The following is a 14,180-nucleotide window of genomic DNA, read 5'->3' as shown; positions in this document are numbered from 1 at the left end:
TTATCTGTCTCCTTTATTCTCTATTTCAATCATTTAACTGGTCATTTTCCATCATAATCTTAGGAATGGCCTCAATAATATCTTTTGCCATCAAACCATGACGTCCAATATTATCAGAAGCAAGATCACCTGCTAAGCTATGAATGGCTACGCCAAAGACACTACTTTTATAGGGTTCTAAACCTTGTCCCACCAAACTTGCTATAACACCGGCCAAAACATCTCCTGAGCCGGCTGTCGCCATGCCGTCATTGCCGCAAAGATTAATACATGTAAAGCCTTCCGGATTACATACAACCGTACGATGGCTTTTTAATACGGTAATCACCTGATTGGATTTAGAGAATGCTTGTGCAAATTCAATTGTATTTTCAAGAATCGCTTCAGAGGGGAACTGCGTAAGTCTTGACATTTCACCCACATGTGGCGTCATAATAATTGGTGCTGATGATGCTAGTAGAATATCCATATTTTCCGAAAGTAGATTCAGGGCATCTGCATCAATAACAATCGGTACAGATGGTTGAGCAAGTGTGAGCTCTATAAGACGCTTGGCTACATCAGATTGCCCAAGTCCCGGCCCAATGAGGATAGCATCATAATTATCTAGATTTAGGGTTTCAAAAACCTTTTCCAGGCTTTTATTAGAATCTTGATACGTTCTAACGATGGCTTCAGGCAAGGCACATTGAAGGCTGATACGACAGCTTTCATGGGTTAGAATCTCAACCAATCCTGTACCTGTTCTATAAGCCGCCAAGGCAGACATATAAGCAGCACCCGACATATCTTCGGACCCTGCTATAATTAATATTCTTCCATATGTGAATTTGTGACCATCTGTTCTTCTTGAGGGTAATCGTTTTAGAGTGTCCTGATCGATGGTTTCGTATTCAAAAACAAAACCTTCTAAAATCTTCTGCGGTATACCTATATCTACAACCTTAAGTGCTTCACTCGCCCTTGCACCTGGGTATAAGATATTACCAAGCTTTGGTAAGGTAAATGTAACTGTCAGATTCGCCTTTACACACACACCCATTATTTTGCCATTATCACTATTAACACCGGAAGGAATATCAACACTAATAACATAGGCTTTTCTTTGATTCATTCGCCCAATCACATCTAGATAACCATCCGATACAACACGATTGCAACCAGTACCAAAAATCGCATCTACAATCACATCACAGTTTTGAAACAATTGGTCTAATTTCTTTTCACTACAGACTTCATACCAAAAAAGGCCTGTTTCAATATGCGCAAAACAATCATACATGATTTTTGCATCATTTTTCAATTGTAAGGGATTGCCAACGCCAAGTACAGTTACCTTTTCACCTCTTTGTATCAGGTTTCTGGCAATGGCAAAGCCATCGCCGCCGTTGTTACCAACACCGCACACTACCAAAATAGATTGACTACCTTTTGGGACCATCTCACATACAGCCATTGCAGCATGTTCCATTAACACCACTCCGGGAATAGTGTACGCTTTGATTGCTTTTTGATCCATCATTACCATTTGATTACTTTTAGCTATAATCATGCTTCTCTCCCAATACAACAACAGACACCATTGATTTAGTATGTGATACCGTAATATGCCATTTGTCTATCCCCATTTGATTTTCTATCGCTTTTGCATGTCCGTAAAGGTTAATATAAGGCCTTCCAAGGTCATTTCTAAGTATTTCTACATCTTTCAGACCAAATCCTTTAAAACCTGTTCCAAAGACCTTTGTAACTGCTTCTTTAGCAGCAAAGTTAGCAGCAATGGTCGAAGGGTTCATTTTTCTATCTCTAAACAAATCAAGCTCTTCATTTGTAAAATGTCTTGTTAGAAATTTGGGTCTTGATATTGCTTTGTGAATACGGTCTATTTCTATCATGTCATTGCCTATGCCTACAATCATTCTTCACCTCCGAAGTAATGAGCATCTAATTGCTCAATAACTTCTAAACCGGCTAAATCGTGCATAAACGCGTATAGTTTCGTATTTTCTTCATCGATATCTTCCTTCTTACCAACAAGTTCTTTGACTTTATCATGTAAGGTTTGGATCTCTGATTCAAGCTTTCTTTTCTTTTCTTTGTTATGTATCATGCGCTCATAGAAAATAATCATGCTTTCATTTAGCAGTGCCTGATTTGCTTTTTCTATTTCCTGAGGCAATTCTAGCTTTCTCTTTTCATAAGTCTCAAACTTCGCATTAATCTCTTTAATATTCTTTTGCTTTTTTTTCAATTCCTGAGTACCTTCAGTCTGCTTATCATCAAAAGCAACTGTCATACCTTGTATAATATCATCCATCATTTTCTTTTTTAAGGCTTTATATGCCTTATATTCTGTGTTGACCTTACCTTGTTCTTTCATCAATTTATTCAATAGATGTTCCAGCTGCTTGATTTTATAAGGTTTTCTACCTGGGAATAAGCTATGCCAATTCTGATCAAGTATGACAATATGACCTGTTTTTTTGATCTCTATATGAGGTTTTTTATCCATCATAACAACTCCTAACGACGTATTTAATAATTCGGCATAGTAAAATAATAACGCTCTTTTTACTCACCATAAGTAGAAAGTATATTAATAAAAAAGATAGAAAAAATTCCAAGCCAATTAACACCAGCTTTAAACCGTTTTCTACCTCTTATTATAACTTGAGCAACTATTAAATATGTTACAAGTGTATTACAATTCAAGCCTTTAGTAACTATCTTTAATTCGATAGGATAATGTCATCAGGCTTTCTGATAGATGAACGTTTTCAACGACCACATCAAAATTACTTATCTGTAAATCCACCGGTGCAAAATTCCAAATCCCTCTAATGCCCCACTCACATAGGTCATTAGCAATAGCAGGTGCTTTTGTTTTTGGAACGGTTAATATGGCAATATCAATGTTATTTTCTACAACAAAGTCTTTAAGTTGATCCATATCTTGTACATCCATACCCCTTACAGATATTCCTACCAGTCTTGGATTAACATCAAAAAGTCCTTTTACAACAAAACCGCGCTTTTCAAAATCTGTATAATTGGCTAAAGCTTGCCCAAGATTACCGGAACCTATTATAATCACACTATAGTGATTCTCTAGACCTAAAATCTTTGCAATTTCCTTGTATAAGTGATTCACATTATAGCCATACCCTTGTTGACCAAAACCACCAAAATTATTTAAGTCTTGTCGAATCTGAGAAGCTGTCACACCCATACGTTGACTTAATTCATTTGAAGAAATTCGAACGATGTCGTTCTCAAGTAATTCTCCAAGATATCTATAATATCTAGGTAATCTCTTTATAACTGCAGTCGATATTTTCTTATCTGACATGTTGTTGCCCCCATTCTTCCGTTATTAATTCTATTATAGCTATTTGTTAAATAACTGTCAATTCTAATTGGTATATTGTTTATTTTGTACTTAACTTTCCTTTTGCTTTTCAATGATTCTAATTAATGGTATGATAATGTCGAAACACAGATAGAGAAAGGATACAATTATGATATTAAGTTGTAAAAATGTTTCTAAATCATTTATCGTAGATACCTTACTTAAGGATATTAATTTCATTATCAATGAAGGTGAAAAAGTCGCACTGATTGGTATCAATGGTGCCGGTAAAACCACGCTTTTTAGAATCATTACCGGTGAACTTTTAGCCGATACAGGTTCTGTCTACAAGGCAACCGGTAAGACCTTCGGATATCTAAAGCAAAATGCCTTGTCCGATTCAACTCAGACTCTTTATAAGTACGTATATAATGCTAACGAGCAATTGGTCCATATAAAAAATGAACTTACCGACTTAGAAGAGAAAATCCATCTTCATGAAGGCGACCTCCATATATTAGATAAACTCAATGAAGATTACGCTGGTCTACGCCATCTTTTCGAATCTATAGATGGCTATCAATATGAAAGCTTTATTAAAGGTGTCTTAAAAGGTCTTGGCTTCACCCAAGATGACTATGAACTTGAAGTCGCCAAACTATCCGGTGGACAAAAGACAAGACTTGCCCTTGCAAGAGAACTTATATTAAACCCTGACTGTCTGATGTTAGATGAACCTACCAACCACTTGGATATGGATGCTATTCGTTGGTTAGAAGGTTTTCTACAATCTTACAAAGGTACGCTATTTATCATCTCCCATGATCGATTTTTCCTAGATCAAATTGTAAATAAAACCATAGAAATCGAAATGGGAGAAGCCATTGTTTATCAAGGTAACTTCTCAGATTTTATGACTAAGAAAGCTCATATAAAAGAGGTTCAGGTTAAACACTACGACCAACAGCAAAAGACCATCAAACAGCAAGAGGATGTCATTAAAAAGCTACGGTCATTTAATAGGGAAAAGTCTATTAAGCGTGCCGAAAGCCGGGAAAAATTACTGGAAAAAGTTGAGCGATTAGACCGCCCCATGGAAGTTCAGGCCGATATGCATCTTCAATTAAAGCCACGATATGAAAGTGGACATGATGTGATGAAAGTCATAGACCTTTGCAAGTCTTTTGATCGTCTAGAACTCTTAGATCACATCCAATTCGAGATTAAAAAAGGTGAGCATATTGCCCTCATCGGAGATAACGGGTCTGGAAAATCAACCCTTTTTAAAATCATCAACAAGGTTATGCAAGCCGATTCCGGTCAGATACAGCTCGGTGCAAAAGTCAAAATCGGATACTATGACCAAGAGCATCAATTATTAAACTCAGACAATACATTAATCGATGAGATATCTGATGCCTACCCTACATTAACACAAGGGGAAATACGCAATATCTTAGCTTCCTATCTTTTTAAAAGTGATGATGTTTTTAAGCAAGTTTCAAAACTAAGTGGTGGTGAAAAAGGACGCTTAACCTTAGTAAAACTCATGCTAAGTGAAGCTAATTTCCTAATCTTGGACGAGCCTACCAACCACTTGGATCTGATTTCTAAGAGTATTTTAGAAAATGCTTTGATTGGTTATCAAGGCACCCTACTATTTATATCTCATGATCGCTATTTTGTTAATCGTGTCGCCCATAAAGTCATGCATTTGTCCGACAAAAAAATCAAAACTTATTTAGGTAACTACGATGAATTCTTAAGACAGCATGATGTAAAATCTTCTGAGGAAACAGTAGCACTTTCTGAGATAACGACTGAAAACAAGTCCAACTGGTTGGATGATAAAGCTAAAAAAACTGAAAGGCGAAGACTGGAAAACCTTCTTGAAAAAGCTGAGTTGGATATCCATAATCATGAAGATCAAATAGAGAACATCCATCAGCAACTGTGTCAAGAAGCCGTATACACAGACCATGAAGCGGCTACTAGGCTCACTGAAGAGAAGTCAGTTCTTGAAGCATCCCTTGAGAAGTTATACGAGACATGGACGCACCTTCACGATGCTCTGGAAGAAATAGATGTGTAATAATTCTACCAATTGGTTTTGATTTTAGGTTATTCTCTAGAATGTTAATCAAGACTATAATCGTAGATGTAACACACAGCTTTTCCTCGCCTTACACTTCGTACGGTCATCGGAAAAGCTGTGTATCACATTTACTCGTTAATAGGTCGTCATTTCGTCAACAAATAGCACTGCTCAATCATCCTTCCTTTTTTACATCCATGTAAAAATGAAGGACGTTCTACATCCCTGTAGAACAGTGATTGATCAGTGCTATTTCTTTCCTCATTCGGTTCCGCATCTGTGTTATTTAATAGGCTTAAATTCATTGGCCCTAAATGATTCTTTAAAGTAGCCAGTAATACTATTTTAGCCAACATCGACCATGAAGTTCCTGGAACTGTGTGTATGACTTAAGCAAGACAGCAGGAAGCTGTCCGCCGACTTTTGGTGCAGGACGCACCAACTGGAGGCCGTAGTCATACATACAGTGGAAGGGTTTTCATGGGACCCCCACCACGATGCTAATCCACAGATGGGTTTTCATAGGACAAGTTGAGACGAAATAAAAATGCAACCCTTAAAGAAAAAAAAGCTCCTTCATAGTGAAAGAGCCTTTTTTAATACTACTGATTGTGATCCATATCTAAAATCTGAGCAATCTTTTTTTCAATAACATTTTGGGATGTATTCTCGATATGTTTGTTGGTTAGCTCGCTGGCCGTCTTACCGTTACCAGTTTTAAGTGCATCTACGATAGCTTTATGCTCTTTAATCGAAGCCTTTGCCCTGTCAACAGAAGACAAAGATGCTTTTCTAACCCGTTGCACATAATGATGAAAATCCGATAAAACATGCTTCATAATTTTACTATTAGAAGACTCGTAAAGGATTTCATGGAATTTATTGTCCAATTCATATAATTGATCAATGTGACCTTTTTCAAGATGAAATTCTGATAAATATACGATTTCCTCTAAACTGTCAATTTGGTTGGACGTAATATTCTCTGACGCCCATTTTGCACATAAGCCTTCAATTAAAGAGCGAATAGCATAAATATCTTGAATGTCTTTTGCATTGATGCCCGTTACGATTGCACCCTTGTTCGGTATAATCGTAACCAAACCTTCAAGTTCCAACTGCCTTAGCGCCTCTCTGACTGGTGTTCGGCTAACACCCAGTTCCATAGCGACCTGTAGTTCCTTAATGGCCTCTTTATGCTTATACGCACCTTTTAGGATGTCTTCTCGAATCTTGTGAAAAACACGACCTCTTAGTGAATATTTATCATTAACTTCATCTTGAAGATTATAGCTGTCCAATACGCGCCTCCAAAAAACATTTTTTCTTATAACTTCTCTATGGTTTCCATTAAGTAATTTGCAAAATCTGCATTGGTAGCACCAGTATCTCTACCTGTCATCACCAATTTCTTTTCTGTTTGACCACAGATCTCTAATGCCTTGAATAATTTATCTGCCTCTTTTGTGTAACCGATATGACTAAGTAGCATAGCACCACCACGTACAACACTTGATGGGTCAGCATAAATATCTCTACCTTCATCCACCATTCTAGGTGCGGATCCATGAATCGCTTCGAACATAGCATATCTCTTACCAATATTGGCTGAACCGGCTGTACCTACGCCACCTTGAAATTCAGCAGCTTCATCTGTTAAAATATCTCCGTATAAATTAGGAAGTACCATAACTTGGAACTGAGTTCTTCTGTTTTTATCAATGAGCTTCGCTGTCATGATATCGATATACCAGTCATCCATCTCTATACCTGGATAGTCTTTTGCAACTTCCTTACACACATTTAAGAATTTTCCATCTGAGGTCTTAATAACATTGGCTTTTGTTACACATGTAACGCGTGTTTTTCCATTTTTCTTTGCAAAGTCAAAAGCTGCACGTGCAATTCTTTCAGCACCTTGAGTTGTAATAACCTTAAAGTCAAAAGCAATATCTTCATCGATATGAATACCTTGACTTCCAAGTACATATGCGCCTTCTGTATTCTCTCTAAAAAATGTCCAGTCAATGCCCTCTTCAGGGACTTTAACCGGTCTTACATTAGCAAAAAGATCCAATTCTTTACGCATGGCTACATTAGCGCTTTCAATATTTGGCCATGGATCGCCTTCTCTTGGTGTCGTAGTTGGTCCCTTAAGGATAACATGACATTTTTTGAGTTCTGCCAATACTTCATCCGGAATGGCTTTGTTCACTTCTGCTCTTCTTTCAATGGTTAAACCTTCAATAACTCTAAACTCAACTTTACCTTTTTTGACTTCATCCGCAAGTAAGAATTCAAGCACACGCTGAGATTGAGCTGTAATAGCCGGACCAATACCGTCACCACCGACAACACCAATAATGATCTTGTCTAAGCTCTTGTAATCAATGAAGTCACCTTGTTCCTTCATCTTAGCCACTCTAGCTTTTTGATTGTTGACAAGTGTCTCAAAATGTTTCAAATAATCCATTTTATTACCTCCATTTGATGCCATAATTGGTTTGATTTGTCGTGTTGAAAACGACCGCCTTTATTATAACATTATTTCACAAAAGAAATATTCATTTCTCTTGATTTTTCACTTATGATTCTGGTCAGTTCTTCTTCTGCTATGGCCACTTCTCGACCTTCTTCGTATTCCTGATCCACCCATGACTTAACCGCCAACACCAAAGGATGTTGCTTATCTAACATCTTATCGCCTGTCAACCCATAATAAGCGTTGATCCAATGAGCCACACCGGAAATACCGGAAGTCTTCGTTACCGCCACAACCACTGGCCTGTTTAGAAACTTTTCTGTATCAAAAATATTATAGATTTCTTCATTTTTCAGTAAGCCATCTGCGTGAATACCTGCCCTTGTTACATTAAAATTCTTACCGACAAAGGGTGTTCTAGAAGGCATATTAAAACCAAGTTCCTTAGTAAAGTACTCACCAATCTCTGTAATAATCCTGGTATCCATACCATCAAGTGTGCCACGTAATTGAGCGTATTCAAAGACCATAGCTTCAATAGGCGTATTCCCTGTTCTTTCACCAATACCAAACATTGTAGCATTAACACCTGAGCAACCATATAGCCAAGCTGTTGAAGCATTTTGCACGGCTCTATAAAAATCGTTATGACCATGCCATTCTAATAGACCAGATGGTACACCGGCATGATGATGCAGCCCATAGATGATACCTTGAACACTTCTTGGCATAACAACCCCCGGAAAGCTAATACCATAGCCCATAGTATCACATGCCCTGATTTTAACAGGCATCTTTGTTTCTTCCATTAACTTCATAAGTTCATTAACAAAAGGTACCACAAAGCCATAAAAATCCGCTCTGGTAATATCCTCCAGATGGCATCTTGGTTTGATGCCTATTTCAATACAGGACTTAATAATGCCAAGATAATGATCTACCGCTTCACGTCTTGTCATCTTCAGCTTATAAAAAATATGGTAATCTGAACAACTTACCAAAACACCAGTTTCCTGAATACCTATAGATTTAACCAATTCAAAATCCTGCTTGGACGCTCGAATCCAACTGGTGACTTCCGGAAAAGAATAGCCCCGTTCAAGACACTTATAAACTGCATCTCTGTCCTTTTTACTATATAAAAAGAATTCACTCTGCCTAATCAAACCGTTTTCTCCACCTAATTGATGAAGATAATCATAGATCCTAACAATTTGATCGGTTTTAAAAGGTTCTCTTGACTGTTGACCATCTCTAAAGGTTGTATCTGTGATCCATATTTCCTCCGGCATATTAATTGGTACATGACGATGATTAAAAGCAATCTTTGGTACTTCATCATATGGAAAAAGATTCCTAAATAAATTAGGTTCAGCAACATCCTGCAGGGGATAAGTGAACTCAGTTCTTTCAAGCAAATTGGTTTTTTTACTATATTCAATCATATAAATCTCCAACTCATACTTGGTCAGCCGTGTGATAAATACATGCCTATGCAGTTTATTCTATAAATATGCAACATTAGTATTATTGTATACAATCATACAGTTTTTGTCAAGTCGACCATTGATTGATTTTCTTATTATAGTGAACTAAATAGACAAAATTAACTGACATTTCGAAAAACTCTCTCCTATTTATTTTTATTTTTCCACATTATCCACATATTATGCACACTATTGCCAATTAATTATCTTAATGTATATAATATGTAAATATTCTGTTAAGAAACTGTGAAGTTCATAAAAAAGATCTCTAAGCTATTAACTTAGAGACCACTTAATCTTTAAAATATTTTTATTTTAGCAGAAATCTTTTACGCCTTAACCACTATGGTTATGGGTCAAAACTAAGTTTCATTAATTCACAAACAACCTATAGATTACGTTGATACATTCGTAACTATATTTTGTTTGCGAAAATTTAACTATATAGTTTTTACGCCTTAACCACTATGGTTATGGGTCAAAACTAAGTTTCATTAATTCACAAACAACCTATAGATTACGTTGATACATTCGTAACTATATTTTGTTTGCGAAAATTCAACTATATAGTTTTTACGCCTTAACCACTATATTAATGATTCTACCCGGAACATAGATTTCCTTGACAACAGATTGACCATGAATAACTTTCTCGACAGCCAGCTTTGCCTTCTCGAGTACAGAATCCTTAGCCTCATCCACACCAATCGTTATTGTTGCCTTAACCTTACCATTAACTTGCACAGGCATCTCAATCTCGTCTTCTTTCATTTTCTCAGGATCTGCAACCGGCCACGTTTGTTCAAAAACCGTTCCTTTTTCACCAATTACTTCCCATAACTCTTCTGCCATATGAGGTGCAAAAGGTGCTAAAAGCGTAATTAATGTTTTTAAGGTATCAAGATCAACACCCTGATTATGCTTGGACTGATGGATCAGCGAATTGGTATATTCCATAAAAGCAGATACCACCGTGTTCATATGGAATGAATCCATACGATGTGTAACCTCATGAATCAATAGATGTCTTATTTTCTCAAGTTCCGGCGTTACCTTAACCTTACGGTCTTTATTATCCATAACAAGATTCCAAACCTTATTAATAAATCTATAAACACCTTCAATCCCTCGGTCGTCCCATTCAGAGTCTAGTTCCGGAGGGCCAACGAAAAGTTCGTAAATCCTTAATGAGTCACAACCATAGTTTTCAACCAAATCATCTGGCGATACAACATTACCCTTGGATTTACTCATTTTTGCACCATTTTTACAAATCATGCCTTGGTTGAAGAGCTGAGTGAAAGGCTCTTCAAATTCAACCGCACCAATGTCATAGAGAAACTTAGTGTAGAATCTTGAGTATAACAAATGTAAAACAGCATGTTCAATACCACCGACATACATATCCACCGGTAGCCATGCTTTCATCTTTTCTTTTGAAACCAAAGCATCATTGTTGTCTACATCTACATAGCGTAAAAAGTACCATGATGATCCCGCCCATTGAGGCATTGTATTTGTCTCACGTTTACCAGGTCCGCCACATTCGGGACAAGTTGTATTCACCCACTCATGAATATCTGCAAGTGGTGATTCACCTGTTCCTGTTGGCTCATAGGATTCCACTTCCGGTAAAGTAACAGGTAAATCTTCTTCTTTCACCGGTACCGGTCCACAATTCGGACAATGTACGATTGGAATCGGTTCACCCCAATAGCGTTGTCTGGAAAACACCCAGTCTCTTAGTTTATAATTCGTGGTTTTAACACCGATTTTCTTTTCTTCTAAATAGTTTGCAACCACTTCTTTTGCCTCATCCGAAGGTATACCATTAAAAGCATCAGAATTAATCATAACGCCGACTTCAGTATAGGCTTCATCTAGATCAACTTCTATACCATCCTTTGCTATGACTTGAACTATAGGAAGATCAAACTTTTTAGCAAATGCAAAGTCTCTTTCATCATGTGCCGGTACACACATAATCGCACCGGTTCCATAATCAGCAAGAACATAATCCGAAATCCAGATAGGTACTTTTTTCTTGTTTAATGGGTTGATGGCATAGTTACCTGTGAAAACGCCTGTTTTTTCCTTTTCCTGCAAACGATCTACAGAAGACTTAAGTGATGCATTAAATACATATGCTTCTACATCATGATTATGTGTATCCGCAGCTAAAGTCTTAACCAACTCATGTTCCGGTGCAAGCACCATAAAAGTGGCTCCATATAAGGTGTCCGGTCTTGTTGTAAATACTTTTATCTTTTCATCATGACCTTCAACTTCAAAGTCCACTTCAGCACCGTAGGATTTGCCAATCCAATCCGATTGCATTTTTTTAACTTTGCTGGGCCAATTCAAATCATCCAGATCATTTAATAGTCTTTCTGCATATGCTGTAATCTTTAGCATCCACTGTCTAAGATTTTTCTTAGTTACTTCTGAATCACATCGGTCACATTTACCGTCTTTTACTTCTTCATTGGCTAATCCCGTCTTACAGCTTGGACACCAATTAATCGGCATTTCCTTCTCATAGGCTAAACCTTCTTTAAACATTTGCACAAAAATCCATTGGGTCCATTTATAAAAGTTGGGATCTGTTGTATTCACTTCATTGTCCCAATTATATACCGCACTGATTTCTTTCAGCTGTCTCTTGAAATTTTCTACATTTTCAGCCGTTGCTTTTGCCGGATGAACACCCATGGTGATGGCATAGTTCTCAGCCGGTAATCCAAAAGCATCCCAACCCATGGGATGTAAGACATGATACCCTTGTAGAATTTTGTAGCGACTCCAAACATCACTAAGAACATAACCGCGCCAGTGACCCACATGTAAGCCGCTTCCCGACGGATATGGAAACATATCTAGACAGTAATAATTCTTCTTGTCTTCACTGGGTAGATTGATTGGATTTGTCTCCCAGTTTTTTCTCCATTTATTCTCTATTGTTTTATGGTTATACAATTTTGACATAATTGCCTCCTATTATTGAGTCTTATTAAAGACTTACTGTCTATACTTAGCCAATCAATTTTTGATTAGACTATACGCTTTAAGAATATATCGATTGTTTTCAACGGCTACAACTGTCCTATAGGCTCTTGTTGGTTGAAGATCACTATTGTATAGCGATATGGTAACCCTATATGAATTATCCTCATCAATCTCAACACTATAGATTTGAGGCTTTTCATTCCATTCAGTGTCCATTGCAGGCATGAGATAAAAACCATCCTCATAGACAATTTTTTCTTCTTCAAATGAGCCATGGTTCGATACCGTTTCACCAAAGAATTTCTGTGAAATCTCTTCAACTCTTTCTTTTGGAACATAAAGAATAAAGTTTGTTGTGTCAAATTTTAATTCTTGATACTCATTTTGATAGATATAGGATATGGCAAATTTTGTTCGATCGCTTTCCGTAATCCCATCTGTCATATCTCTTTGGCTAAAAAAGATATTGTAATGAAAAGTCTCAAGAAAACTTAACAGTTGATCTTTAACTTCTTGATCGTTTACGGATTCCGGCGTTATAGGTCCAATATCCGGTGTAGCCTCGTCCATCTGTGCATTTTCATCCACCAATGATGGTTCCTGCAAATCGTTTGTTTCTACATTGGTATCTGAGCTTATGGTTACATCCGTTTCAGTATATATATCCCCGGTTACTGATTGCTTACAGCCCGTCCCGACAAGCACAAGTAAAAATATCAACCCTATAATGATCTGTTTCTTCATTGTTATCCTCCTGAAGTACATTACCTTGAAAGTTCAACGTATTGATTTGTAATTAACCTTCAAGTCACAATAAGACGCCTAAACTGAATTAGACGCCAAAAAGTTTTATTACTTTTTCTTGTAAAAGCATGCCAAAACACCTGGTCCAGCATGGGTTCCTATAGTAGCCCCTACTTCTGATACAATGATTTCTTTATCCCAATTCAAGTCGCTTCTTATTTTCTCAATAAGTTGTTTGGCAAATTCTAAATCTTGTGCATGAGCTACCATAATTCGATCACTCTCGTAATCCAAATCTTTTTTCATCCGTTCTAAATAATAGGGGATGATTTTTTTACGTCCTCGGACTTTATGAATGATTTGTGTAAGTGCATTTTCCACATTCAATATCGGCTTTATATTAAGAATCTCAGCCACTGCAGCTTTGCTTGCTTTGATGCGACCACCTTTTTTTAGATATTCTAGGGTATCCACACAGAAAAGATGTTCAATACCATTGTTGGTCAATGGTTCTATAGCCGTCAGAATCTCTTCTATTGACCTGTTGCTCTCCACCATGCGAGCTACTTCAATAGCAATATAAGCTACGCCTGAGCATAAGCAATTTGAATCAATAATTGTGATATCTTCTTTTTTCAGTTCTTCTCTCGCCAGATAGGCTGACTGACAAGTACCACTGGCATTGGATCCTAAGGTAATACAAATAATTTGGTGGCCGTTATCCAACTCATTTTTGAAATATGTGATAAATCGTTCCGGTGGAATCTGACTTGTCGTCGGCATCTCACCAGAGATAATTAACTTTTCGTAAAACATACCTGGTGTAAGGTCGACTGAATCTAGATATGTATGACTACCAAAATGAACCGATAAAGGTATAACTATGAAACCATATCTATCAATAATTTCCTTTGGTAAATCAGCTGAGCTGTCTACAATTATCTTAATACCCACAGGACACCTTCTTTCTTTCAAGAATACTATTGATAATATACCATATCTCATACGATACATCAA

Annotated in this window: 12 protein-coding genes; 1 reads left to right on the top strand and 11 read right to left on the bottom strand. The window is 37.1% G+C overall.

Features of this window, described 5'->3' with window-relative positions:
- Positions 1-25 precede the first annotated feature (25 nt).
- The 4 genes from PATL70BA_RS15430 to PATL70BA_RS15415 all read right to left on the bottom strand — a co-directional run bounded on the left by PATL70BA_RS15430 (position 26) and on the right by PATL70BA_RS15415 (position 3,349).
- Entirely contained in the window at positions 26-1,552 is a 1,527-nt protein-coding gene (locus PATL70BA_RS15430; protein WP_125138219.1) for an NAD(P)H-hydrate dehydratase, read from the bottom strand.
- Entirely contained in the window at positions 1,539-1,919 is a 381-nt protein-coding gene (gene acpS, locus PATL70BA_RS15425; RefSeq protein ID WP_125138218.1) for a holo-ACP synthase, read from the bottom strand. The genes PATL70BA_RS15430 and acpS overlap by 14 nt, the downstream gene beginning before the upstream one ends.
- Entirely contained in the window at positions 1,916-2,515 is a 600-nt protein-coding gene (locus PATL70BA_RS15420) for a hypothetical protein (RefSeq protein ID WP_125138217.1), read from the bottom strand. Before PATL70BA_RS15420 ends, acpS begins: the two co-directional genes overlap by 4 nt.
- Positions 2,516-2,716: 201 nt before the next feature.
- Positions 2,717-3,349 carry a redox-sensing transcriptional repressor Rex gene (locus PATL70BA_RS15415; RefSeq protein ID WP_125138216.1) on the bottom strand — a complete coding sequence of 211 codons (633 nt, stop codon included), beginning with the start codon at positions 3,347-3,349 and terminating at the stop codon, positions 2,717-2,719.
- A gap of 169 nt (positions 3,350-3,518) precedes the next feature.
- Between PATL70BA_RS15415 and PATL70BA_RS15410 the strand changes: the two genes are divergently transcribed.
- A complete protein-coding gene (locus PATL70BA_RS15410) occupies positions 3,519-5,441 on the top strand; it encodes an ABC-F family ATP-binding cassette domain-containing protein (protein ID WP_125138215.1) in 1,923 nt (640 codons plus the stop codon).
- Between the two features lie 343 nt (positions 5,442-5,784).
- Here the strand turns inward: PATL70BA_RS15410 and PATL70BA_RS16840 are convergent, their stop codons facing one another.
- The 7 genes from PATL70BA_RS16840 to PATL70BA_RS15380 all read right to left on the bottom strand — a co-directional run bounded on the left by PATL70BA_RS16840 (position 5,785) and on the right by PATL70BA_RS15380 (position 14,117).
- On the bottom strand, positions 5,785-5,907 hold the full coding sequence (locus tag PATL70BA_RS16840; protein ID WP_279233197.1) for a hypothetical protein: 123 nt from the start codon (positions 5,905-5,907) through the stop codon (positions 5,785-5,787).
- A 139-nt stretch (positions 5,908-6,046) separates the two neighbouring features.
- Complete coding sequence (locus PATL70BA_RS15405) at positions 6,047-6,745, bottom strand: GntR family transcriptional regulator (protein WP_125138214.1); 699 nt, start codon at positions 6,743-6,745, stop codon at positions 6,047-6,049.
- Positions 6,746-6,771: 26 nt separating this feature from the next.
- Positions 6,772-7,917 carry an isocitrate/isopropylmalate family dehydrogenase gene (locus PATL70BA_RS15400; RefSeq protein WP_125138213.1) on the bottom strand — a complete coding sequence of 382 codons (1,146 nt, stop codon included), beginning with the start codon at positions 7,915-7,917 and terminating at the stop codon, positions 6,772-6,774.
- Positions 7,918-7,988: 71 nt separating this feature from the next.
- On the bottom strand, positions 7,989-9,371 hold the full coding sequence (locus PATL70BA_RS15395) for a beta/alpha barrel domain-containing protein (RefSeq protein WP_125138212.1): 1,383 nt from the start codon (positions 9,369-9,371) through the stop codon (positions 7,989-7,991).
- A 615-nt stretch (positions 9,372-9,986) separates the two neighbouring features.
- Positions 9,987-12,398 carry a leucine--tRNA ligase gene (gene leuS / locus PATL70BA_RS15390; RefSeq protein WP_125138211.1) on the bottom strand — a complete coding sequence of 804 codons (2,412 nt, stop codon included), beginning with the start codon at positions 12,396-12,398 and terminating at the stop codon, positions 9,987-9,989.
- A 54-nt stretch (positions 12,399-12,452) separates the two neighbouring features.
- The gene (locus tag PATL70BA_RS15385) at positions 12,453-13,163 is read right to left on the bottom strand and encodes a hypothetical protein (protein ID WP_125138210.1); all 711 of its coding nucleotides are present in this window, start codon (positions 13,161-13,163) and stop codon (positions 12,453-12,455) included.
- 108 nt (positions 13,164-13,271) lie between these two features.
- A complete protein-coding gene (locus tag PATL70BA_RS15380; protein WP_172596288.1) occupies positions 13,272-14,117 on the bottom strand; it encodes a DegV family protein in 846 nt (281 codons plus the stop codon).
- Positions 14,118-14,180: the final 63 nt, after the last annotated feature.

The organism is Petrocella atlantisensis (genome assembly GCF_900538275.1).
GTDB classification, from domain to species: Bacteria; Bacillota; Clostridia; order Lachnospirales; family Vallitaleaceae; genus Petrocella; species Petrocella atlantisensis.
Note: the sequence above shows the minus strand (reverse complement) of the source record. Positions and strands in the feature narration are given on the sequence as shown.

What these genes read in the sequence shown, in the direction of transcription:
- PATL70BA_RS15430 (WP_125138219.1), bottom strand. Translation starts at nt 1,552, where the DNA reads ATGATTATAGCTAAAAGTAATCAAATGGTAATGATGGATCAAAAAGCA.
- acpS (WP_125138218.1), bottom strand. Translation starts at nt 1,919, where the DNA reads ATGATTGTAGGCATAGGCAATGACATGATAGAAATAGACCGTATTCAC.
- PATL70BA_RS15420 (WP_125138217.1), bottom strand. Translation starts at nt 2,515, where the DNA reads ATGATGGATAAAAAACCTCATATAGAGATCAAAAAAACAGGTCATATT.
- PATL70BA_RS15415 (WP_125138216.1), bottom strand. Translation starts at nt 3,349, where the DNA reads ATGTCAGATAAGAAAATATCGACTGCAGTTATAAAGAGATTACCTAGA.
- PATL70BA_RS15410 (WP_125138215.1), top strand. Translation starts at nt 3,519, where the DNA reads ATGATATTAAGTTGTAAAAATGTTTCTAAATCATTTATCGTAGATACC.
- PATL70BA_RS16840 (WP_279233197.1), bottom strand. Translation starts at nt 5,907, where the DNA reads ATGTATGACTACGGCCTCCAGTTGGTGCGTCCTGCACCAAAAGTCGGC.
- PATL70BA_RS15400 (WP_125138213.1), bottom strand. Translation starts at nt 7,917, where the DNA reads ATGGATTATTTGAAACATTTTGAGACACTTGTCAACAATCAAAAAGCT.
- PATL70BA_RS15395 (WP_125138212.1), bottom strand. Translation starts at nt 9,371, where the DNA reads ATGATTGAATATAGTAAAAAAACCAATTTGCTTGAAAGAACTGAGTTC.
- leuS (WP_125138211.1), bottom strand. Translation starts at nt 12,398, where the DNA reads ATGTCAAAATTGTATAACCATAAAACAATAGAGAATAAATGGAGAAAA.
- PATL70BA_RS15385 (WP_125138210.1), bottom strand. Translation starts at nt 13,163, where the DNA reads ATGAAGAAACAGATCATTATAGGGTTGATATTTTTACTTGTGCTTGTC.